Annotated in this window: 23 protein-coding genes and 1 pseudogene; 19 read left to right on the plus strand and 5 right to left on the minus strand. The window is 66.5% G+C overall.

All coding sequences use genetic code 11. The features are described from left to right. Positions 1 to 38 precede the first annotated feature (38 nt). The 4 genes from IPJ87_14135 to IPJ87_14150 are packed head-to-tail and all read right to left on the minus strand — an operon-like array spanning position 39 to position 2,923. A complete protein-coding gene (locus IPJ87_14135) occupies positions 39 to 248 on the minus strand; it encodes a hypothetical protein (protein ID MBK7942991.1) in 210 nt (69 codons plus the stop codon). 33 nt (positions 249 to 281) lie between these two features. Beyond that, a complete protein-coding gene (locus IPJ87_14140) occupies positions 282 to 440 on the minus strand; it encodes a hypothetical protein (protein ID MBK7942992.1) in 159 nt (52 codons plus the stop codon). Further along, positions 437 to 967, minus strand: a complete 531-nt coding sequence (locus tag IPJ87_14145; GenBank protein MBK7942993.1) for a zeta toxin family protein — start codon at positions 965 to 967, stop codon at positions 437 to 439. The genes IPJ87_14140 and IPJ87_14145 overlap by 4 nt, the downstream gene beginning before the upstream one ends. A gap of 9 nt (positions 968 to 976) precedes the next feature. Then, positions 977 to 2,923: a 1-deoxy-D-xylulose-5-phosphate synthase gene (locus IPJ87_14150; GenBank protein ID MBK7942994.1), complete on the minus strand. Its 1,947-nt coding sequence runs from the start codon at positions 2,921 to 2,923 to the stop codon at positions 977 to 979. 162 nt (positions 2,924 to 3,085) lie between these two features. On the opposite strand from IPJ87_14150, the gene IPJ87_14155 reads away from it, so the two are divergent. The 15 genes and pseudogenes from IPJ87_14155 (at position 3,086) to IPJ87_14225 (ending at position 16,402) form a co-directional block, all read left to right on the plus strand. After that, entirely contained in the window at positions 3,086 to 3,451 is a 366-nt protein-coding gene (locus tag IPJ87_14155; protein ID MBK7942995.1) for an NADH-quinone oxidoreductase subunit A, read from the plus strand. Between the two features lie 10 nt (positions 3,452 to 3,461). Further along, the gene (locus IPJ87_14160) at positions 3,462 to 4,037 is read left to right on the plus strand and encodes an NADH-quinone oxidoreductase subunit B (GenBank protein MBK7942996.1); all 576 of its coding nucleotides are present in this window, start codon (positions 3,462 to 3,464) and stop codon (positions 4,035 to 4,037) included. Between the two features lie 2 nt (positions 4,038 to 4,039). Beyond that, the gene (locus IPJ87_14165; GenBank protein MBK7942997.1) at positions 4,040 to 4,561 is read left to right on the plus strand and encodes an NADH-quinone oxidoreductase subunit C; all 522 of its coding nucleotides are present in this window, start codon (positions 4,040 to 4,042) and stop codon (positions 4,559 to 4,561) included. Continuing rightward, a complete protein-coding gene (locus tag IPJ87_14170) occupies positions 4,558 to 5,793 on the plus strand; it encodes an NADH-quinone oxidoreductase subunit D (protein ID MBK7942998.1) in 1,236 nt (411 codons plus the stop codon). Before IPJ87_14165 ends, IPJ87_14170 begins: the two co-directional genes overlap by 4 nt. Before the next feature lie 49 nt (positions 5,794 to 5,842). After that, on the plus strand, positions 5,843 to 6,226 hold the full coding sequence (locus IPJ87_14175) for a GxxExxY protein (protein ID MBK7942999.1): 384 nt from the start codon (positions 5,843 to 5,845) through the stop codon (positions 6,224 to 6,226). Between the two features lie 89 nt (positions 6,227 to 6,315). Next, complete coding sequence (locus IPJ87_14180) at positions 6,316 to 6,873, plus strand: NAD(P)H-dependent oxidoreductase subunit E (protein MBK7943000.1); 558 nt, start codon at positions 6,316 to 6,318, stop codon at positions 6,871 to 6,873. Positions 6,874 to 6,875: 2 nt separating this feature from the next. Continuing rightward, positions 6,876 to 8,231 carry an NADH-quinone oxidoreductase subunit NuoF gene (gene nuoF / locus IPJ87_14185; protein ID MBK7943001.1) on the plus strand — a complete coding sequence of 452 codons (1,356 nt, stop codon included), beginning with the start codon at positions 6,876 to 6,878 and terminating at the stop codon, positions 8,229 to 8,231. A gap of 3 nt (positions 8,232 to 8,234) precedes the next feature. After that, positions 8,235 to 9,246 (plus strand): annotated as a pseudogene (locus IPJ87_14190) ((2Fe-2S)-binding protein). Further along, entirely contained in the window at positions 9,243 to 10,259 is a 1,017-nt protein-coding gene (nuoH, locus tag IPJ87_14195) for an NADH-quinone oxidoreductase subunit NuoH (GenBank protein ID MBK7943002.1), read from the plus strand. Before IPJ87_14190 ends, nuoH begins: the two are co-directional and overlap by 4 nt. A 63-nt stretch (positions 10,260 to 10,322) precedes the next feature. Then, positions 10,323 to 10,856 (plus strand): NADH-quinone oxidoreductase subunit I, encoded by a 534-nt coding sequence (locus IPJ87_14200; protein ID MBK7943003.1) that lies wholly within the window; start codon positions 10,323 to 10,325, stop codon positions 10,854 to 10,856. 13 nt (positions 10,857 to 10,869) lie between these two features. Beyond that, positions 10,870 to 11,376 carry an NADH-quinone oxidoreductase subunit J gene (locus IPJ87_14205; GenBank protein MBK7943004.1) on the plus strand — a complete coding sequence of 169 codons (507 nt, stop codon included), beginning with the start codon at positions 10,870 to 10,872 and terminating at the stop codon, positions 11,374 to 11,376. After that, positions 11,373 to 11,702, plus strand: a complete 330-nt coding sequence (gene nuoK / locus IPJ87_14210) for an NADH-quinone oxidoreductase subunit NuoK (GenBank protein ID MBK7943005.1) — start codon at positions 11,373 to 11,375, stop codon at positions 11,700 to 11,702. The genes IPJ87_14205 and nuoK overlap by 4 nt, the downstream gene beginning before the upstream one ends. Further along, positions 11,699 to 13,588 carry an NADH-quinone oxidoreductase subunit L gene (gene nuoL, locus IPJ87_14215; GenBank protein ID MBK7943006.1) on the plus strand — a complete coding sequence of 630 codons (1,890 nt, stop codon included), beginning with the start codon at positions 11,699 to 11,701 and terminating at the stop codon, positions 13,586 to 13,588. The genes nuoK and nuoL overlap by 4 nt, the downstream gene beginning before the upstream one ends. Beyond that, positions 13,588 to 15,036 (plus strand): NADH-quinone oxidoreductase subunit M, encoded by a 1,449-nt coding sequence (locus IPJ87_14220; GenBank protein MBK7943007.1) that lies wholly within the window; start codon positions 13,588 to 13,590, stop codon positions 15,034 to 15,036. The genes nuoL and IPJ87_14220 overlap by 1 nt, the downstream gene beginning before the upstream one ends. A 1-nt stretch (position 15,037) precedes the next feature. Continuing rightward, a complete protein-coding gene (locus IPJ87_14225; GenBank protein MBK7943008.1) occupies positions 15,038 to 16,402 on the plus strand; it encodes an NADH-quinone oxidoreductase subunit N in 1,365 nt (454 codons plus the stop codon). Between the two features lie 48 nt (positions 16,403 to 16,450). Here IPJ87_14225 and IPJ87_14230 read toward each other — a convergent pair whose 3' ends face one another. Then, positions 16,451 to 17,731 carry an acetyl-CoA hydrolase/transferase family protein gene (locus IPJ87_14230; GenBank protein MBK7943009.1) on the minus strand — a complete coding sequence of 427 codons (1,281 nt, stop codon included), beginning with the start codon at positions 17,729 to 17,731 and terminating at the stop codon, positions 16,451 to 16,453. Positions 17,732 to 17,924: 193 nt separating this feature from the next. Between IPJ87_14230 and IPJ87_14235 the strand changes: the two genes are divergently transcribed. The 4 genes from IPJ87_14235 to IPJ87_14250 all read left to right on the plus strand — a co-directional run bounded on the left by IPJ87_14235 (position 17,925) and on the right by IPJ87_14250 (position 22,491). Continuing rightward, on the plus strand, positions 17,925 to 18,803 hold the full coding sequence (locus IPJ87_14235) for a pirin family protein (GenBank protein MBK7943010.1): 879 nt from the start codon (positions 17,925 to 17,927) through the stop codon (positions 18,801 to 18,803). Positions 18,804 to 18,877: 74 nt separating this feature from the next. Further along, positions 18,878 to 19,423, plus strand: coding sequence for a YceI family protein (locus IPJ87_14240; protein ID MBK7943011.1), 546 nt, complete (start codon positions 18,878 to 18,880; stop codon positions 19,421 to 19,423). Between the two features lie 88 nt (positions 19,424 to 19,511). Further along, positions 19,512 to 21,161: a hypothetical protein gene (locus IPJ87_14245; protein ID MBK7943012.1), complete on the plus strand. Its 1,650-nt coding sequence runs from the start codon at positions 19,512 to 19,514 to the stop codon at positions 21,159 to 21,161. A gap of 61 nt (positions 21,162 to 21,222) precedes the next feature. After that, complete coding sequence (locus IPJ87_14250; protein MBK7943013.1) at positions 21,223 to 22,491, plus strand: NAD(P)/FAD-dependent oxidoreductase; 1,269 nt, start codon at positions 21,223 to 21,225, stop codon at positions 22,489 to 22,491. Positions 22,492 to 22,538 lie beyond the last annotated feature (47 nt).

The following is a 22,538-nucleotide window of genomic DNA, read 5'->3' on the forward strand; positions in this document are numbered from 1 at the left end:
CCACCCACCCTCCTCGCGCGGCCAGCACGGTCTCCACTTCAGCCTTGGCCCGCATGGTCGCGCTTGCGGATGATGAAGTTGCCCTTGGCCTCGCCCCGTTCGTGTTCGGCCGGCGGGTTCAGCTCGATGTCGCGCAGGAAGCTCTTCAAGCGCTCCCACGGGCTCAGGGCCAGGAACTCCCGCTCGCGCCGGGCGTTGCTCTCCTCCTTGGTCTCGAAGCGGATCTCGGGCTTGCCGGGCTCGGCCATGGTCCCGAAGGTATGGCGGACCGGGGGCGGGCCTCAGGGCTCCAGCCCCACGATCTTGCCGTCCTTCATCACCCACACCTTGGTGCCGTGCATCCTGGCCACGCGGCGGGCTTCCTTGGCGGAACGCTTCAGGGCGCGGGTGATCGTGGCGAAGTAGTCGTCCGCTTCAGTCTTTTGCTTGGCCCTGCTCATGGGTGGCGCTGGATCAGGATCGGCGTAGCTCCAGAGTTCTCAAACATGGCCCATTTGTCGGCCAGCGGTTTGTAGGATAGCTCAAAGTTATGCAGGCCGCGGAAAAAGCGCCGACGGACATCAGCCTCAGGCACATGATGACCACCCTGCTTGACGCGATGCGCCACGCGCTTCACGGCCAGTTCCGGGGTTTTCAGCCGCAGGAAAATGACCTCCACGTCATACCCCTGTTGCTTCAGGCGCTTCAGCCGTTCCACGTAGGTGAGTCCGCTCAAGGTACTTTCCAAAGCGAAGGACTCGCCAGCCGCTGAAAGTCGGTCCAGTTCCTGGAGCAGCAAGCGTCCAGCCGCTCTTGCCGCACGTTCCGGCTTCAGTGGGGAAAGACCGGCCGCGATCGAGTCGGCATTGACGAAATTCTCGATGCCCGCATCTTGAAGGAGGTAGTTCCGTGCGAACGTGGTCTTCCCCGCCCCATTGGGCCCTGCAATGATGATGCAACGGGGCTGGGGCTTGGCACGCTTGGCCATGCCTCAAAACTACGCGCCCACCCGCACCTGCTTCTTCACCCCCTTCTCCCCCAACATCTCCTTCGCCGCCGCGACCAAGGCCTTGTCGTCGAAGCCGCACTCGGCATAGAGCTCGGGCTGGGTGCCGTGCTCGATCCAGCGGTCGGGGATGCCCAGGCGTTTGACGTGGGCGCTGTAGCCGTGGTCGCCCATGAACTCCAGCACCGCGCTGCCCATGCCGCCCTGGATGGCGTGGTCCTCGATGGTGATCACCTGCTTGAACTTGGCGAACACCTCGTGCAGCAGCAGCTCGTCGATGGGCTTCACGAAGCGCATGTCGTAGTGTGCCACACTGTATCCCTCGGCCTCCAGCGCATCGATGCCCTTGGCGGCGATGTTGCCGATGTGGCCGATGCTCAGCACCGCGAGATCCGTGCCGGAGCGGAGCTTGCGGCCGGTGCCCACCTTGATCGCCTTGAAGGGCGTCTTCCACTCGGTCATCACCCCTTCGCCGCGCGGGTAGCGGATGCTGAAGGGGCCCTGGTCCGGCAGCTGGGCGGTGTACATCAGGTCGCGCAGCTCCTCCTCGTTCATCGGCGCGCTCACCACCATGTTGGGGATGCAGCGGAAGTAGGCCAGGTCGAAGTTGCCGTGGTGGGTGGGGCCGTCGGCGCCGGCCAGGCCGCCGCGGTCCAGGCAGAACACCACGTTGAGCTTCTGTAGCGCCACATCGTGCACCACCTGGTCGTAGGCGCGTTGCATGAAGGAGCTGTAGATGTTGCAGAAGGGCACCAGGCCCTGCGTGGCCATGCCCGCGCTGAAGGTGACGGCGTGCTGCTCGGCGATGCCCACGTCGAAGGCACGGTCGGGCATGGCCTTCATCATGATGTTGAGCGAGCAGCCGGTGGGCATGGCGGGCGTCACGCCCACGATCTTCGGGTTCTTCTCGGCCAGCTCCACGATGCTGTGGCCGAAGACGTCCTGGTACTTGGGCGGCTGGGGGCTCTTGGGCACCACCTTGATGATCTCGCCGGTCTCCTTGTTGAAGAGCCCCGGCGCGTGCCACACGGTGGCGTTGCCGGCCTCGGCGGGGGCGTAGCCCTTGCCCTTCACGGTGATGGTGTGCAGGATCTTGGGGCCGGGGATGTCGCGCAGGTCGCGCATCACCTTCACCAGGCGCTCCACATCGTGGCCGTCCACCGGGCCGAAGTAGCGGAAGTTGAGGCTCTCGAACAGGTTGCTCTGCTTGAGCAGGGCGCTCTTCACGGCGTTCTCCACCTTCTGCACGATGGCCTGGGCGTTGGGCCCGAACTTGCTGATGCGGCCCAGCAGGTTCCACACCTCGTCCTTCACCTTGTTGTAGGTGTGGCTGGTGGCGATGTCGGTGAGGTACTCCTTCAAGGCACCGACGTTGGGGTCGATGCTCATGCAGTTGTCGTTGAGCACCACCAGCATGTCGGTGCCCGCGCCGCCGGCGTGGTTGAGGGCCTCGAAGGCCTGGCCGGCGGTCATGGCGCCATCGCCGATCACGGCCACCACCTGCCGGTCGGCCTCCCCCTTCAAGCGGCTGGCCACGGCCATGCCGAGCGCGCCGCCGATGGAGGTGCTGCTGTGGCCCACGCCGAAGGTGTCGTACGGGCTTTCGCTGCGCTTGGGGAAACCGCTGAGGCCCTTATGGATGCGGTTGGTGTGGAACACCTTGCGCCGGCCGGTGAGGATCTTGTGCCCGTAGGCCTGGTGCCCCACGTCCCACACCAGCTGGTCGTAGGGTGTGTTGAACACGTAGTGCAGGGCCACGGTGAGCTCCACCACGCCCAGGCTGGCGCCGAAGTGGCCGCCCTTGACGCTGACCACGTCGATGATGAAGCGGCGCAGCTCGTCGCACACCTGCTCCAGCTGGGGCTCGGGCAGGGTGCGCAGGTCGGCCGGGAGCTCGATGCGCTCGAGCAGGGGGTAGGTGCCGGGGGGCTGTTCCACGCGGTGGGGGCGATGGGGAAGCAACAAATGTAGCGGAAGGGCTGTTCGCGGGCCGGACCATGAACGGCATGCTGTGGGCGATCCGTATGCGCGGGGGTGGTGGTGCGTGGGACCGCTCCATACATTAGCGCCCGCTCGACGGAACCCTCCGGCGCCCCACGGATGTCGAACCCCCAGGATTACCTGCCCATCGCGCTGCAGACGCTGATCGCCGTCGGCTTCGTGGTCACCACCCTGCTGCTCACCGGCAAGATCGGTCCCAAGCGGGCCGGCAAGCACAAGGAGGAGAACTTCGAGTGCGGCATCGAGCAGTACGGCAACGCGCGCAGTCCGTTCTCGGTGAAGTACTTCCTGATCGCCATCTTGTTCGTGCTGTTCGACGTGGAGATCATCTTCCTGTATCCCTGGGCCGTGAACTTCAAGGACCTGGGGATCGTTGGCTTCGTGGAAATGGTCCTCTTCATCTTCTTTGTGGTGGCCGGCCTGTTCTACGTGATCCGCAAGGGGGCCCTGGAGTGGGACCGATGAACCTTCAGCCATGAAGCAGGACGACATCGCCCCCCGCCCCGCCCTCGGCAAGCCCACCATCGTGCCCTCCCCCGAAGGCCATTCGGGTCCGGGGTTCATGACCGTATCGCTGGAGAAGGCGGTCGGCATGGCGCGCAAGAACAGCATCTGGCCGCTGCCCTTCGCCACCAGCTGCTGTGGCATCGAGTTCATGGCCACCATGGGGGCCAACTACGACCTGGCGCGGTTCGGCATGGAACGGCTCAGCTTCAGCCCGCGGCAGAGCGACCTGCTGATGGTGATGGGCACCATCGCCAAGAAGATGGCGCCCATCCTGCGCGACGTGTACACGCAGATGGCCGAGCCCAAATGGGTGCTGAGCGTGGGCGCCTGCGCCAGCAGCGGCGGCATCTTCGACACCTATAGTGTGCTGCAGGGCATCGACCGGGTGATCCCCGTGGACGTGTACGTGCCGGGCTGCCCCCCGCGCCCCGAACAGATCATCGACGGCATCCTGAAGATCCAGGAGCTGGTGGGCCAGGAGGGCATGCGCCGCCGCTACAGCAAGGAGTACGAGGAGCTGTTGAAGAAGTACAAGATCGATTGAGCGTGCCCGCCTTCACGATACAGGCCGAACGGGATCAGCTGGTGGTGGACCGGCTGCGGGCCGCCTTCCCGGACGGGGTGGTGGCCGACAAGCAGTTCCACGACATGCGCTGCATCACGGTGCGCAAGGACGTGCTGCATCCGGCGCTGCGACTGCTGCGCGACGAGCTGGACTTCAACTTCCTCACCACCCTGTGCGGCATGCACCATCCCGGCGGCGATGGAGAAGAGGAGCGCCTGGGCCTGGTGGTGCACCTCAACAGCTTCCGCCACCGTCACCGCATCCGCCTGAAGGCGCACACGGCGATGAAGGACCCGGTGTTCCCCACCTTCACCGACCTGTGGCCCACCACCAACTGGATGGAGCGCGAGGCCTGGGATTTCTTCGGGATCTCCTTCACGGGCCACCCCAACCTGAAGCGCATCCTCAACATGGAGGACTTCCCGGCCTTCCCGCTGCGCAAGGACTATCCGCTGGAGGACCCCACGCGCGAGGACAAGGACAACAGCATGTTCGGCCGATGAGCACCCCGATGCGTCCCGACCACTGGCAGCACGACCTGGTGAAGGCCGACGAGCACAAGGAGCTCAACGTGCTGAACCTGGGCCCCACCCACCCGGCCACGCACGGCATCTTCCAGAACGTGCTGACGATGGACGGCGAGTACATCCAGAGCGCCGAACAGACCATTGGGTACATCCACCGGGCCTTCGAGAAGCTGGCCGAGCGCCGGCCCTTCTACCAGATCACCACGCTCACCGACCGGTTGAACTACTGCAGCTCGCCCATCAACAACATGGGCTGGCACATGACGGTGGAGAAGCTGCTGGGGATCCAGACCCCCGAGCGGGTGGACTACCTCCGCGTCATCGCCATGGAGCTGTCGCGGATCGCCGACCACATCATCTGCAACGCGGTGATCGGGGTGGACACCGGGGCGCTCACCGGCTTCACGTACATCTTTCAGGACCGCGAGCTCATCTACGACATCTTCGAGGAGATCTGCGGAGCGCGGCTCACCACCAACATGGGCCGCATCGGGGGCTTCGAACGCGACTTCCCCGAGGCGGCCTGGCGCAAGATCCGGCACTTCCTGGAGCACTTTCCCAAAAAGCTCAAGGAGTTCGAGAGCCTGCTCGCGCGCAACCGCATCTTCATGGACCGCACCATCGGCTGCGGCGCCTTCCCGCTGGACCGTGCGCTGGCCTACGGCTTCACCGGTCCCAACCTGCGCGCCTGCGGGCTGGACCACGACGTGCGGGTGATGGACCCGTACTGCAGCTACGAGAAGTTCGACTTCACCATCCCCATCGGCACCGGCGGCGACACCTACGACCGCTTCATGGTGCGGCAGAGCGAGATGTGGGAGAGCCTCTCCATCATCCGCCAGGCCGTGGAGAAGTGCGACCGCCTGGCCGACAAGACCACCTACAAGGCCGACGTGCCCGAGTGGGTGCTGCCGCCCAAGGAGGAGGTCTACAACGAGATGGAGGCCCTCATCTACCACTTCAAGATCGTGATGGGCGAGAGCGAGGTGCCGGTGGGCGAGGTGTACCACTGCGTGGAGGGCGGCAACGGCGAGCTGGGCTTCTACCTGGTGAGCGACGGCGGACGCACCCCCTTCCGCCTTCATTTCCGCCGCCCCTGCTTCATCTACTACCAGGCCTTCCCCGAGATGGTGAAGGGCGCCATGCTGAGCGACGCGATCCTCACCATGAGCAGCATGAACGTGATCGCGGGAGAACTGGACGCATAGGCCCATGCACCGCAACGACGCAGCGGTCGCAACGGAACCGCAACGGACCGTGGAGGAGAACGATCTCGCTACCCGGGTGCTCGACGCGGCGTTCAAGGTCCATCGCGCATTGGGCCCCGGCCTTCTGGAAAGCGCATACGTGCATTGCCTGCTCCATGAACTGAAGATGACCAGACTCTCGGTCCTTCATCAACATCCGCTGCCCTTGCGTTACGGCGATGTACAGTTGGATGCGGGCTATCGGTTGGACCTGTGGGTGGAGAACAGGCTGATCGTCGAGGTGAAAGCGGTCGAAGAGCTTCACCCGATCCACACGGCCCAGTTGCTCACCTACCTGAAGCTCACGGGCAACCGGCTCGGATTGCTGATCAACTTCAACGAGATCCTGCTGAGGGACGGTGTCCGCAGGATCGCCAATGGAATGCCACAATGAAGCTGCGTTCGTCGTTGCGACCGCTGCGCCGCTGCGGTGAAAGAACAGGCTCTTCCGGCCGGACCTCGAATACTTATTTTGTCGCATAGATGTCCGTCCGCCTCACGCCAGTCACCACCACCGAAGGCGTGGCCCCGTTCGCCTTCAACGAGGCCGCGCTGGCCGAGTGCCGCGCCATCATGGCCCGCTATCCGGAGGGCCACACCAAGAGCGCGCTGATCCCCATCCTGCACATCGCCCAGGCCGGCAACGACGGCTGGCTGAGCGTGCCCGCGATGGACGCGGTGGCCGCCCTGATGGGCATCCGCCCGATCGAGGTGTACGAGGTGGCCAGCTTCTACAGCATGTTCAACCTGCGCCCGGTGGGCCGGCATGTGCTGGAGATCTGCCGCACCACCCCGTGCATGCTGCGCGGCGGCGACGCGCTCATCGCCCATGCGGAGAAGCGGCTCGGCATCCACGCGGGGGAGACCACCAAGGACGGGCTCTTCACCCTGAAGGCCGTGGAATGCCTGGGCAGCTGCGGCACCGCGCCCATGCTGCAGTGCGGCGCGAAGTACCACGAGGACCTCACCCCGGAGGCGTTCGACGCGCTGATCGAGCAGCTACGCTCGACCACCCTCCGCAGCAACTACACCGACCGCTGACCATGGGCCGCAAGCTCCTGCTCGAACACGAGAACGTCCCGGGGATCGCGGGGCTGGAGGTGTACCGCGCCAAAGGCGGCTACCGCAGCGTGGAGAAGGCCCTGCGCACCATGAGCCCCGAGGCGGTGGTGGAAGAGGTGAAGAAGAGCGGCCTGCGAGGTCGCGGTGGTGCGGGTTTCCCCACGGGCATGAAATGGAGCTTCCTGGCCAAGCCGCCCGGCGTGCCCCGCTACCTGGTGGTGAACGCCGACGAGAGCGAACCCGGCACCTTCAAGGACCGCTACCTGATGGAGCGGATCCCGCACCTTCTGATCGAAGGCATGATCACCTCCAGCTTCGCGCTGGGGGCGAACCTCGCCTTCATCTACATCCGCGGCGAGTACTTCTTTGTGACCCGCATCCTGGAGCGGGCCATCGATGAGGCGCGCGCCGCCGGCTGGCTCGGCAGGAACATCCTGGGCACCGGCTATGATCTGGAGATCCATGTGCACGTGGGGGCTGGAGCCTACATCTGCGGGGAGGAGACGGCCCTGCTGGAGAGCCTGGAGGGCAAGCGCGGCAACCCGCGGATCAAGCCGCCCTTCCCGGCGGTGAAGGGCCTGTACGAGTGCCCCACCGTGGTGAACAACGTGGAGACGATCGCGGCCGTGGTGCCCATCGTGAACGACGGCGGCGAGGAGTACGCCAAGATCGGCGTGGGCCGCAGCACCGGCACCAAGCTCATCAGCGCGGGCGGCAACATCCGGCGGCCCGGGGTGTACGAGATCGAGCTGGGGGTGAGCTGCGACGAGTTCATCAACAGCGACCAGTGGTGCGGCGGGGTGGACGGCCGGGCCTTCAAGGCGGTGGTGCCGGGCGGCAGCAGCGTGCCCATCGTGCCCTACGAGCTCTTCCTGCGCACGGCCACCGGGGAGGCCCGCCTGATGACCTACGAGAGCCTGAGCGACGGGGGCTTCGCCACCGGCACCATGCTCGGTTCCGGCGGGTTCTACGCCTACAATGACGCGCAGTGCATCGTGCGCAGCACCTGGAACCACACGCGCTTCTACCACCACGAGAGCTGCGGCCAGTGCAGCCCCTGCCGCGAGGGCACCGGGTGGATGGAGAAGGTGCTGCACCGTATCGAGCACGGTGAGGGCCGCCGGGAGGACATCGACCTGCTGTGGGACATCCAGCGCCGCATCGAGGGCAACACCATCTGCCCGCTGGGCGATGCCGCCGCCTGGCCCGTGGCCAGCGCCATCCGCCACTTCCGCGATGAGTTCGAGTTCCACGTGCGCCACCCCCAGAAGGTGAAGGACCCGCGGCACTTCGAGAAGGAACCGTTCGTGCGCACGCCCAAGCCCGCAGCCGTCTAAGCCATGCCGAAGGTCACCATCGACAACATCGAGATCGAGGTCCCCCGAGGGCACCACGATCCTGCAGGCCGCCCGCATGATCGGCGAGCGCGACAAAGCGCACCGCCATGTGGTGCCGCCCACGATGTGCTACTACAGCAAGCTGAAGACCAGCGGCGGCTATTGCCGCACCTGCATCGTGAAGGTGACCAAGGGCAGCGACAAGGACCCGCGCCCGATGCCCAAGCCGGTGGCCAGCTGCCGCACGGCGGTGATGGACGGCATGGTGGTGGAGAACACCACCAACCCCGACCTGCTCGACGCGCGCAAGGGCGTCACCGAGTTCCTGCTGATCAACCACCCGCTGGACTGCCCCATCTGTGACCAGGCGGGCGAGTGCCACCTGCAGGACCTGGGCTACGAGCATGGCCTGAGCAAGAGCCGCTACGCCTTCGAGCGCCGCACCTTCGAGCCCATCGACATCGGCGACACCATCAAGCTGCACATGAACCGCTGCATCCTGTGCTACCGGTGCGTGAAGGTGGCCGAGCAGCTCACCGACGGACGGGTGCACGGGGTGATCAACCGCGGCGACGTGGCCGAGATCAGCACCTACATCCAGGAGGCCGTCGACAACGACTTCAGCGGCAACATGATCGACGTGTGCCCGGTGGGCGCGCTCACCGACCGCACCTTCCGCTTCGCGAGCCGCGTGTGGTACACCAAGCCGATGGACGCGCACCGTGACTGCCCCACGTGCAGCGGTCGTGTGGTGCTGTGGATGAAGGGGGACGAGGTGCTGCGTGTCACCGGCCGCAAGGACCAATGGGGCGAGGTGGAGGAGTTCATCTGCAACGGCTGCCGCTTCGACCACAAGGATGTGAAGCACTGGACGGTGGAGGGCCCGCGTGCGGTGGACCGCCACAGTGTGATCGGCGCCAACCATTATGAGCTGGCGCAGAAGCAGAAGCTCCTCACCAAGGCCGCCCCGGACAGCACGCCCGTGGGCCGCCCCAACGAACTCCCCGGCCGATGATCGCCATCGTGATCTTCCTGGTGGCGCTGCTGCTGGTCACCCTCGGGGTGGCCGCCTATGCCACCTATGCCGAGCGCAAGGTGGCAGCCTTCATGCAGGACCGGATCGGCCCGGACCGGGCCGGGCCCTTCGGCCTGCTGCAACCCATCGCCGACGGGGTGAAGATGATCATGAAGGAGGACTTCATGCCGGCCTCGGCCAACCGCTGGCTCTTCTTCCTGGGCCCGGCCATCGCCATGACCACCGCGCTGCTCACCGGGGTGGTGATCCCCTGGGGCGGCACCCTGGACCTGGGCGGCACCGCCTTCAAGCTGCAGGTGGCCGACCCGGACATCGGCATCCTCTACGTGTTCGCCATGGTGAGCATCGGGGTGTACGGCATCATGCTCGGCGGCTGGGCCAGCAACAACAAGTACGCCCTGTACGGCGCCATCCGCGCCGCCAGCCAGATGGTGAGCTACGAACTGGCCATGGGCATGAGCATCGTGGCCCTGGTGATCCTCACCGGCAGCCTGAGCCTGAACGACATCGTGGAACAGCAGCGCGCGGGGCTGTGGAACATCGTGTACCAGCCGCTGGGCTTCCTGCTGTTCGTGATCTGCGCCTTCGCCGAGTGCAACCGCGCGCCGTTCGACCTGCCGGAGTGCGAAACGGAGCTCGTGGGCGGCTACCACACCGAGTACAGCTCCATGAAGCTGGGCTTCTACCTCTTCGCCGAGTACGTCAATATGTTCATCAGCAGCGCGGTGATCAGCACGCTGTTCTTCGGCGGCTACGATGTGCCCTTCCTGGACGGGCTGGGGCTGCCGCAGAACGTGACGGTGGTGCTGGGCACGGTGGCGCTCTTCCTGAAGATCACCTTCTTCATCTTCCTGTTCATGTGGGTGCGGTGGACACTGCCGCGCTTCCGCTACGACCAGCTGATGAACCTGGGCTGGAAGAGCCTCATCCCCCTGGCGATCCTCAACGTGCTGCTCACCGGCGTGGGCTATTACCTGAAGAACGGCATCTGAGCCATGGCGACCCCGATCACCCAGCCGCTGACCAAGCGCTCCCAGGTGGTGAGCCAGAAGCGGATGACGCTGATGGAGCGCATCTACCTGCCGGCCATCATCAAGGGCATGGGCATCACGCTCAAGCACTTCTTCCGGCTGCGGAAGGCCACGGTGAAGTACCCCGAGCAGCTGCGTCCGATGAGCCCGGTGTACCGCGGCATGCACGTGCTGAAGCGGGACGAGCAGGGCCGCGAGCGCTGCACGGCCTGCGGCCTGTGCGCGGTGGCCTGCCCGGCGGAGGCCATCACCATGGTGGCCGCCGAGCGCAGGAAGGGCGACGAGAGGCTGTATCGCGAGGAGAAGTACGCCGAGGTGTACGAGATCAACATGCTGCGCTGCATCTTCTGCGGCGACTGCGAGGACGCCTGCCCCAAGGAGGCCATCTTCCTCACCGACCGGCTGGTGCCCACGGACTACACGCGCGGCACCTTCGTGTACGGCAAGCAATGGCTGGTGGAGCCGCTGGACCCCGCCCTGCGCGTGGATGTGAGCAAGCGGCAGCCCAAGGCGGTGGCCGAATTCAAGAAAGACCGCAACTTCGCGCACAATCGCTGAGGCCCACGCCGGCATGCTCACCCTCTTCACCCTCTTCGCGGCGATCTCGGTGCTGAGCGCCCTGGTGGTGGTGGCCGCGCGCAGCCCGGTCAACAGCGTCATCGCCCTCATCGTCTGCTTCCTGAGCATCGCCGGCCACTACATCCTGCTGAACGCCCAGTTCCTGGCGGTGGTGCACATCATCGTGTACACCGGCGCCATCATGGTGCTGTTCCTGTTCGTCATCATGCTGCTCAACCTCAACCGGTCCACCGAACCGCAGAAGTCCCTGGCCACCCGCGTGGCGGCCGTGGTGGCGGGCGGGCTGGTGCTGCTGACCCTGCTGGCGGCCGTGCGCCAGGGCATCAGCGTGGAGCCTGCGCGTGACTTCGACATCGGCACGGGCCTGGTGCGCAGCGTGGGCCGCAGCCTGTTCAACGAGTTCCTCCTGCCCTTCGAGGTGAGCAGCGTGCTGTTCCTGAGCGCCATGGTGGGCGCCGTGATGCTGGGGCGGAGGGAGAAGAACCCGCAGGCCGCATGAACGAGGTGGTGAGCGCGATCCGGCTGGTGCCCCTGGAGCACTACGTGATGCTCAGCTTCGCGCTGTTCAGCATCGGGCTGGCGGGCGTGCTGTTCCGGCGCAACACCATCATCATCCTGATGTGCCTGGAGCTGATGTTCAACAGTGTGAACCTGCTGCTGACGGCCTTCAGCGCGCACCACAGCGATCCGGGCGGGCAGGTGTTCGTCTTCTTCATCATGCTGGTGGCGGCGGCGGAGGTCACCGTGGGCCTGGCCATCCTGGTGATGATGAAGCGGAACGTGGACAGCGTGGACATCGACCAACTCAACCGCCTGCGATGGTGAGCGCGCAGCTGCTGGCCCCCCTGGTACCCGCCCTGCCCCTGGCCGGCGCGGTGATCATCGCCGCACTGCGCCGCCGGCTCAGCGGGCATGCCGCCGGCCTGCTGGCCACGGCCCTCATCGGGGGCGCCTTCCTGTGCAGCGTGTTGCTGTTCCTGGGCTTCGACCCGGCGGGCGGGGCGCAGGTGGCGCACCTCTTCGACTGGATCCGCGTGGCCGACATGCGCATCGGCCTGGCCTTCCAGGTGGACGCCCTGAGCCTGACGATGATGCTGATCGTGACGGGGGTGGGCACGCTCATCCACCTCTACAGCATCGGCTACATGCACGACGACCCTCGGCAGAGCACCTTCTTCGCCCTGCTGAACCTGTTCACCTTCGCCATGCTGCTGCTGGTGATGGGCGCCAACTATGCGGTGACCTTCATCGGCTGGGAAGGCGTGGGTCTGTGCAGCTACCTGCTGATCGGCTTCTGGTACACCAACCCGGCCTACAACTACGCGGCCCGCAAGGCCTTCGTGATGAACCGGGTCGGGGATGTGGGCTTCGTGCTCGGCCTGGCCCTGGTGTTCCAGGTCTTCGGCACGCTGGACTACACCACGGTGATGGAGCGCGCGGACGGCTTCGCCACGGGCGCCCCGGCCCTCACGGCGATCACCCTGCTGCTCTTCGTGGGCGCCATCGGCAAGAGCGCGCAGCTGCCGCTGTTCACCTGGCTGCCGGACGCGATGGCGGGCCCCACGCCGGTGAGCGCGCTGATCCACGCGGCCACCATGGTCACCGCCGGCATCTTCCTGCTGGTGCGCAGCAGCGCGTTGTTCGTGCTGGCGCCGCTCACGCAGGACGTGGTGCTGGTCACCGGGCTGGTGACGGCCCTGTGCGCCGCCACCATCGGGGTGTTCCAGAACGACATCAAGAAGGTGCTCGCCTACTCCACGGTGAGCCAGCTGGGCTACATGTTCGTGGCGCTGGGCCTGGGGGCCTTCAGCGCGGGCCTCTTCCACGTCACCACGCACGCCTTCTTCAAGGCACTGCTCTTCCTGGGCGCAGGCAGCGTGATCCACGCCCTGGGCGGCGAGCAGGACATCCGGCGCATGGGCGGGCTGCGCACCGCCACCCCGTCCACCTACCGCACCTTCCTGGTGGGCACGCTGGCCATCGCTGGCATCTTCCCCCTCAGCGGCTTCTTCAGCAAGGACGCCATCCTCGCCCACGCCTATCAGCACAGCCCGTGGATCTACGCCCTGCTGGTGGCCGGTGCGGTGCTCACCACCTACTACATGTTCCGCCTGCTCTTCCTGGTGTTCTTCGGCAGCTACCGCGGCCAGGCCCACCCGCACGAGAGCCCCGCGGTGATGACCGCACCGCTGTGGGTGCTGGCCGTGCTGAGCGTGGTGGGCGGGGCGCTGAACCTGCCCCATGTGTTCGGCGGGCACGAGCCCATGAAGCACTTCCTGGCCACCGCCGCATCGGGCGTGGGCCTGGAGCACCTGCACCTGAGCGCCCTGCTCGAATGGTCGCTCATGGGCTTCAGCACGGCGCTGGTGCTGCTCACCATCTGGATCGCCTACGGCCGCTTCGCGAAGCAGGCGACGCTGGACCCCGAGGCCGATGCCCTGCCCGTGCCGCAGCGCTGGGCCGCGCGCAAGTGGTACCTGGACGAGCTGTATGAACGCCTGTTCGAGAAGCCTTACGGCTGGCTGAGCACCAACCTCTCCGCCTTGATCGAGCAGCGCGTGATGCAGCCACTGATGGTGGGCGTGGGCGGCACCGCCGAGCGCATCGGTGAACTGCTGCGCCGCGTGCAGACCGGCAACCTGAGCACCTACCTGTTCGCCATGGTGGCGGGCCTCCTCCTCTTCCTGTTCCTCACCCTCAACGGCCTGTGATGCTGCTCGCCGCGCTGCTGCTGCTCCCCTTCGTCACCGCCACCCTGCTGCTGGTGGCGCGCCCCGAAGCGCAGGCGCGCATGCTGGCCATGGTCAGCACGCTGGTGACCGCCGTGGTGGTGCTGCTCATCTGGGCCGGATATCCGGGCACCTCCGTCACGGTAGTGGATCGGGATTGGGCGCCGGCGATCGGCCTGCGGCTGGTGCTGGGCTACGATGGCATCGCGCTGCTGATGCTGGTGCTCACGGGCCTCATCTTCCCCTTCATCATCGGTGCGGGCTTCAAGCAGCAGTTGGACCGTCCCGCCACGGTGAACGCCCTGCTGCTGTACGCGCAGAGCTTCCTGTTCGGCGTGTTCGCCGCGCAGAACGCCTTCCTGTTCTACATCTTCTACGAACTGGCGCTGGTACCCGTGTTCTTCCTGCTGCTGTTCTGGGGCGGCGAGCACCGGCGCACCATCACCGTGCGCTTCTTCCTGTACACCCTGCTGGGCGGCCTCAGCCTGCTGTTCGGCCTGGCCTGGTGCGTGCTGCAGACGCCCGCCCCGTACAGCGCCGACTTCACGGCGTTACACGCCCTGCGCCTTGGCACCGATGTGCAGCTATGGCTCTTCTGGGCGCTCTTCCTGGCCTTCGCCATCAAGCTGCCGATCTTCCCCTTCCACAGCTGGCAGCCGGACACCTACACGATGGCGCCGCTGCAGGGCACCATGGTGCTGGGCGGGGTGATGCTGAAGATGGGCCTCTACGGGATCCTTCGTTTCGTGATGCCGATCGTCCCCGAGGGCGTGCTGTTCTGGCGCGACCTGGTGATCTGGCTCAGCATCGGTGGCGCGCTGTATGCCGGGGCCATCGCCTTCCGCCAGCGCGAGCTGAAGCGGCTGGTGGCCTGGAGCTCCCTGAGCCACGTGGGCCTGCTGTGCGCCGGCCTGTTCGCGTGGAACAGCTACGGGGTGAGCGGGGCGCTCTACCAGGCCCTGGCCCACGCGGTGCTGCTCGTGGGCCTGCTCTACATCGTGGGCGCCGTCACCGCCCGCACCGGCACCGGCGACCTGGGGGCCATGGGCGGCCTGAAGCTGCGCACCCCGCGCCTGGCCGCGCTCTTCCTGCTGGTACTGCTGAACGCCGTGGCCCTGCCGCTCACCCAGAGCTTCGTGGGCGAATGGCTGATGTTCAACGGGCTGTGGCAGCACAATGGATGGATGGCCTTCGCAGCGGCCTGCACCATCGTGCTGGGCGCCATCTACATGCTGTGGGCCTATCAGCAGGTGATGCTCGGTCCCGACAGCGGCCGGCCGGCGCTGGCCGACGCCGACCGCGACGACCACCTCTACCTGGTGCCGCTGATCGCCATCAGCCTGGTGCTGGGCGTGTACCCCGGCCCCGTGCTGGACCTGCTGGAGGCCCCCGTGCAACAGATGCTCAACACCCTCACCGCCCTGAACTGAGATGAGCGCGTTGATCCTGACCTCGGTGCTGGGCGTGCTGCTGCTCTACCTCGGCGTGTTCGGCCACAAGCGGCTGCTGGCCCCTGTGGCCGTGCTGGGCCTGCTGGGCGCCATCGGCGTATCGGCCACCGGCTGGTGGATGGACGTACCCCTGTTCTCCCACATGGTGCGGTTCGACAGCGCCGCCGCGGCCTTCAACATGGCCATGACCGGCCTCACCATCCTGCTCTTCCTCTTCGGTGTGGACTACTATGCCCGCATGGAGCGCGACGTGGCGGAGCATTACGCGCTGATGGTCTTCTCCCTCACGGGCGCCTTCCTGCTCACCAGCTACACGAACCTGCTCGTCCTCTTCCTGGGCATCGAGGTGCTCAGCATCCCGCTGTACATCCTGGCGGGCGGCAAGAAAAGCAGCTACCGCAGCGGCGAGGCGAGCTTCAAGTACTTCCTGCTGGGCTCCTTCGCCACGGCCCTGTTCCTGATGGGCATCGCGCTGGTGTACGGCGTCACCGCCAGCTTCGACCTGGGCCGCATCCAGGAGGTGGCCGTGGCGCAGGGTGCGGCGCCCACGCCCCTCTTCCTGCTGGGCCTCTTCTTCATCACCATCGGCCTGTCGTTCAAGGTGGCGGCCGTGCCCTTCCACTTCTGGAGCCCCGACGTGTACGAAGGCGCCCCCACGCTGGTCACCGCCTTCATGGCCACGGTGGTGAAGATGGCCGCCTTCGCCGGTTTCCTCCGCCTGGTGCAGTTCACCGCCCTGCCGCCCACGCTCGCCACCGCCCTCCTGGTGATGACGGTGCTCACCCTCTTCATCGGCAACATCGTGGCGCTGCGGCAGACCAACTTCAAGCGCCTGATGGCATACAGCAGCGTGGCCCACACCGGCTTCCTGCTGCTGGTGGTGCTGGGCCACACGGCCGCCAGCACGAGCACCCTCTTCTACTACACCTTCACCTACGGCCTGGCCACGGTGGGCCTCTTCGTGGTGATGACGCTGGTGAAGCGGGCGGCCAACGGCAGTGAGGAGGTGCGGAGCTTCCGCGGCCTCTATCAGGCGCGGCCCTGGCTGGCGATCACCGCGCTGCTGCTCTTGTTGAGCCTGGCGGGCATCCCGCTCACGGCCGGCTTCGTGGCCAAGTACCAGGTGTTCCTGCTGGCGCTGCAGGCCGGCTTCCTCAAGACCACCGTCCTCGCCGTCGCCATGGCCCTGGTGGGCATCGCCTACTACATCGTGGTGGTGCGCGAGGCCTTCACAGCGGACGAGCAGCCGCTGGAGGTGCAGGTGACCCCGCTCAACGGCCTGGTGGTGCTGCTCTGCGGCATCGCCGTGGTGGCGCTGGGGGTGTGGCCGATCCAGTTGCCGTAGGGGGAGCGGACCTACGCTCCAGGGTATGCCGGTCACCGACCCTCGACCCTACCCCCGCCCGAAGCGTTCCCGGTACGCCTTCTCCAATCCCTCCCGGTGCTCCGGCGCCGCGATGCCGATCAAGGCCTGCGCGCGCTGCTGCAGGTTCCGGCCGTAGAGGTAGGCCACGCCATGCTCGGTGACCACGTAGTGCACATGGGCGCGGGTGGTGACCACCCCGGCGCCTTGCTTCAGGAAGGGCACGATCTTGCTGGCGCCCTTGCCGGTGGTGCTGCACAGGGCGATGATCGGCTTGCCGCCCTCGCTCAGCGCAGCGCCACGCATGAAATCCATCTGGCCGCCCACCCCACTGAACTGATAGGTGCCGATGCTGTCCGCGCACACCTGACCGGTGAGGTCCACCTCGATGGCGCTGTTGATGGCCACCACCTTGGGATTCTCGCGGATCACCTTGCCATCGTTGACGTACTGCGCATCGAGGAAGGTGAAGAAGGGGTTGTCGTCCACCAGGTCGTAGAGGCGGCGCGTGCCGAAGGCGAAGGCGGTGGCCACCTTGCCGCGGTGCTTCTTCTTGTACTTGTTGGTGATGACGCCGCGCTCCACCAGGTCGATGATGCCGTTGGAGCACATCTCGGTGTGGATGCCGAGGTCCTTGTGGCCGCCGAGCGCGCCGAGGATGGCGTCGGGGATGGCACCGATGCCCAGCTGGAGCGTGCTGCCATCTTCGATCATGGCGCTGACGAGCTCTGCCACGCGCCGCTCCCTCGGGCCGATCTGCGCGGCGTAGTCCACCTCGGGCAGCAGGTCGTTCACCTCCACCAGTGCGGCGAACCGGCTGATGTGCACGTGGCCGTCTCCGAGGGTGCGCGGCATGTTCGGGTTCACCTGCGCGATCACGGTGCGGGCGTTGCGCACGGCACTGCGGGCCACGTCCACGCTCACCCCCAGCGAGCAGAATCCATGGCGGTCGGGCGGCGACACCTGCACCAGGGCCACATCCAGCGGGAGGATCCCACGATCGAAGAGGCGCGGGATCTCGCTGAGGAAGACCGGCACATAATCCCCATGGGGGCCGTCCACCATGCTGCGCATGTTGGCGCTCACGAACAGGGAGTTCAGGAAGAAGGGCCCTTGCACCTCGGGCCGGTCGAAGCCGAGGTCGCCGAATGTGCTGATGGCGGTGAGCTCCACGTCACGCAGCTCGGCGTGGCGATCGAGCAGCGACCGCACCAGGCGTACGGGCGTGGCGGCACTGCCGTGGATGAAGACGCGGTCGCCGCTGTGTACCAGGCGCACGGCCTCGGTGGCGGACATCCACGGGAGGGACATGCCACAAAGGTCGGGGTGCGCAGTGGTCTGCGGGCCGGATGACGGCCAAACGGGGTCTCCACGGTCGCTCGCGGTTCCAAGGATGGGAGTTCACTTGCTCTTTCATTTATTTTCCATGGAATATATTTGCAGGCGAAATGAACGAAGCCCTCTGGAGCGCTGTTCCAGGATCGGGACCGACCACGACAGCACCATGGACCGCAAGGACTTCCTCCGCAAGAGCCTCATGGGCACGGGCATGCTCGTGAGCGGCACGGCCGCTGCGCAGCTGATGCAGAACGACATCGATGAACTGAGACCCCTGGAGCCGGTGGGCTTCGACCACCTGCCCCCAACACCCCCCGAACGCATGGGCAACATGGTCCTGCACCGCGCCGGCGACCGCGGCACCGCCGACCACGGCTGGCTGAAGGCCAACTTCAGCTTCAGCTTCGCCAACTGGTACGACCCCACCCGCATGCACTTCGGCGTGCTGCGCGTGATGAACGACGACATCATTGCCGCGGGCAAGGGCTTCAGCACCCACCCGCACGACAACATGGAGATCATCACGATCCCCCTGAATGGCGCGCTACAGCACAAGGACAGCATGGGCAACACCAGCATCATCCACGCGGGTGAAGTGCAGGTGATGAGCGCCGGCACGGGGATCCTGCACAGCGAGTTCAACCCCTACGGAGACCGTGATGCGAACACGCTGCAGATCTGGCTCTTCCCGAAGAGGCGGCAGGTGACCCCGCGCTACCAGCAGATGACGCTGGACCCGAAGGACCGCGTGAACCAGTGGCAGCAGGTGCTGAGCCCCGACCCGGATGATGCGGGCGTGTGGATCCATCAGGACGCCTGGTTCCACATCGGCAAGTTCGACGCGGCGAAGACGACCACCTACGACGTGAAGCGCACCGGCAACGGCGTGTACGCCTTCGTGATCGAGGGCAGCGCCACCGTCAATGGCCAGCAGCTGGGCAAGCGCGATGCGCTGGGCGTGTGGGACACCGCCACGCTGAACATCGAAGCGGGCCCCACCGGCGCGGAGATCCTGCTCCAGGATGTGCCGATGCAATTATCCTGACGCGATCGCCACGGGATCGTACGGGCGCATCATGATGCGCCCTCTGCAACCAAAAAACAACCACCTCAACAACCATGGAAACAGCCACTGCGACCACCACCAAGTGGGCCATCGACCCCAGCCACTCCGAGATCCAGTTCAAGGTGAAGCACCTCATGATCAGCACGGTCACCGGGAGCTTCAAGGAATTCGGCGCCGACGTGGAGCTGGAAGGCGATGACCTCAGCAACGCCCAAGTGAGCTTCTGGGCCAACACCGCCAGCATCTTCACCAACGACGAGAAGCGCGACGGCCACCTGCGCAGCGGCGACTTCTTCGACAGTGAGAAGTTCCCCAAGCTGAGCTTCACGAGCACGCGCATTGAAGGCAGTGGGAACACCTGGAAGGTGACGGGCGACCTCACCATCAAGGACGTGACCCGGCCCGTGACGCTGGACGTGGCGTGGAGCGGCCAGGCCAAGGACCCCTGGGGCAACGCCAAGGCCGGCCTGAGCCTGAGCGGAAAACTGGATCGCAAGGAGTTCGGCCTCACGTGGAACGCGGCGCTGGAGGCCGGCGGAGTGCTGGTGAGCGACGAGGTCCGCATCGTGGCGGAGGTGCAGCTGGCCAAGCAGGGCTGAGCCCGACGCACGCCCACGGGGTGAAGGGCCTGCTCCACAAAGGGCGGGCCTTTCGCGTGGAACGGCCGAACGATCCGCATCTTGCGGCATGGCCGCTCCGCTGACCACCCCCGAGATCCTCGACCTGCGACGCGCACTGCCCCGCACCACGGGCCCGGAGCGAGGCCGGATGCTGGAGGCCGCGATGGCCCGCCACCCGCGCTCTTCGACCGCCCTCAAGGAATGGCACGACCTGCTGCTCTTCCTCCTGGCCCACCCGGCGGATCAGGCGGAACATGACCAGGCCATGGTCGCCCTGTCGCGCGTGATGGAGCGCACACGGTCCGGCGGCCCGGGCCCCGGCCTCACGAACAGTGGCGTGGCGGGCACCCCCATCCAGGGCATCTACAGCCTGTCGCTCGTGCGGTGGATGCTCTCGCGATGGAGCGCGCACATGCGCCGGGTGGCCACGGACGCGACGCTGGATGATCTACGCGAGACCCTGCGCCCCCTGCTGCCCCAGGCCGAGCAGGAATCCGTGGACCGGCCGGTGGAGGATAGCACCGAGCTGATGGCCGCGCTTTTCAGCCCCGATCCGCACCGACAGCTATCCGCGCTGGTCAACATCCTGGACGGGCTGCCTGCTCCCGAAGCGCTGCGCGAGGCGCTGTGGAGCCGGATGCTGATCACCGTGGCCGTGGACGGCCCCCCGGGCTGCGACCTGACCACGGCCCGCGCACCGGCGGCGGCGCCCTTCTGCCATCCGCACGGGCTGAGCAAGGGGGTGGACCTCCGCGCCGTGCTGGACAGCCCGGTGCCGCCACCGCTGCGGCTCACCGCGGCGCAGCAGAAGGACCTCGTGGACACGGCACGCACCGTGCTGGCCGTGCAGGAGCGCGAGACCGACCCGGTGACCTGGGCCGGCGCGGTGGAGCTCTTCGACCTCGGCCGGGGCTTGCGCATCGCGCTCTTCCACCTGGATGCCGCGCATCGGCTGCCCTTCGACAGCTATGTGGGCTTCATGGCCTTCCGCAACGGCGTGGCCCTCGCCTACGGGGGCGCTTGGATCTTCCCGGGCCGCAGCAAGGTGGGCATCAACGTGTTCCCCGCCGTGCGCGGGGGCGAGAGCGCCTGGTTCTTCGCCCAGTTGCTTCGCCTGTACCACCAGCGCTTCGGCGTGGCCTGCTTCGAGGCCGAGAACTACCAGTTGGGCCACGACAACCCGGACGGGCTGAAGAGCGGCGCCTACTGGTTCTACTACCGGCTCGGCTTCCGCCCGATGACACGGCCACTGCAACGCCTGGCGGAGCGGGAGTTCAGCAAGCTCGCCTCGCGCAAGGGCCATCAGGTGCCGCTGAAGCTGCTGAAGGACCTCGTTGCCGAAGGAATGGAACTCCCGGTGGGCGCGCAGAACGGACCCGTACTGGACACCGCCTCGCTGTCCGCAGCCCTGCCGGTGCGTGTGGCGGGCCTGCACGGCGGCGACCGTGTGCGGGCGATGCGGTGTGCGCTGGAGCGGCTCTGCCGCTGCCTGCCGGTGGGGGACCTGAGCACATGGACCGCGGACGAGCGGACGGCGCTGTACCTGTGGGCGTTGCCGCTGGACCTGATCGACGACCTGGAGCGCTGGAGCCTGCCGGAGCGCCGGGCCCTGGTGGCACTGGTGAAGGCCAAGGGCGAAGCCACGGAGACCCGCCATCAGCTGCTGCTGCGGAAGCACGCGCGCCTGCGTGCCGCCTGGGCGACGGTGGCCCGGTGACCGATGTCACTGTTCCGGTGGTGCCTCCGTGCCCAGCTTGGTGGTCCCAAACCCAAGGGCCATGGCGAACGCTCACTACGACGTGCTGATCATCGGCGGAGGTACGGCCGGCATCATGACGGCCGCACAACTGCACCGCAAGGACAGAAAGCTGCGCATCGCCATCCTGGACCCCGCCCGGGACCACTGGTACCAGCCCGCCTGGACGCTGGTGGCGGCGGGCACCTTCGCCATGAAGGACACCCGGCGCGAGGAGGCCACCGTGGTGCCCGAGGGCGTGGACCTGATCCGCGAGGCCGCCGCCTCATTCGAACCGGACGCGAACACGGTGCGCACCACCAACGGCAGAGGCTACACATACGGCCATCTCGTGGTGTGTCCGGGCATCAAGCTCGACCTCGACGCGCTGCCCGGCCTGCGCGAGGCCCTGGCCACCGATGTGGTGTGCAGCAACTACATCGACCCGGAGAAGACGCGGCGCGTGATGGAGGACTTCACGGGCGGTGTGGCCGTGTTCACGCAACCCGCCACGCCGATCAAGTGCGGTGGCGCGCCGCAAAAGGCCGCCTACCTGGCCGACGAGTTCTTCCGCAAGCGCGGTGTGCGCGACCGCACCAAGCTCGTCTTCGCCACCCCGGGCTCGGTGATCTTCGGCGTGCAGCCCTTCCGCGCGGCGCTGGAGGACGTGGTGCGCAAGAAGGAGATCATCCTCAAGACCTTCTACAACCCGATCCGCATCGATCCGGAGAAGCAGGAGATCCACTTCAAGTGGAGCAAGCCCGGCGACAACCACTGCGTGCTCACCGAGGAGCAAGGCCTACCGGAGAAGATCGAGGGGGAGAGCACCATCGTGATGCGGTACGACATGCTGCATCTGGCGCCTCCGCAAAGCGCGCCCGACGTCGTGCGGAACTCGCCCCTGGCCTACGCCGACGGGCCGAACAAGGGCTGGTTGGAGGTGGACATCCACACCCTGCAGCACAAGCGGTACCCCAACATCTTCGGCCTGGGCGATGTGGCGGCGCTGCCCACGGCCAAGACGGGTGCGGCCATCCGCAAGCAGGCCCCGGTGGTGGTGGCGAACATCCTACAGCGCATCAAGGACGGCGCGTTGAGCACCGAACAGTACAGCGGCTACAGCAGCTGTCCGCTCGTGACAGGATACGGGAAGATGCTCCTTGCCGAGTTCAAGTACGACAACGTGCGGGACAGCGACCCGCTGCTGAGCCGGTTCTTCGACACCAGCAAGCCCTTATGGAGCATGTGGGTGCTGAAGAAGTACCTGCTGCCCTGGCTGTACTGGAACCGGATGCTGAAGGGGACCATGTGAGGTCCGTTCCGGGGCCGACCGGCTATCTTCGCAGCCCGTTCGAAAGC

The organism is Flavobacteriales bacterium (assembly GCA_016713875.1).
GTDB lineage: Bacteria > Bacteroidota > Bacteroidia > Flavobacteriales_F > PHOS-HE28 > PHOS-HE28.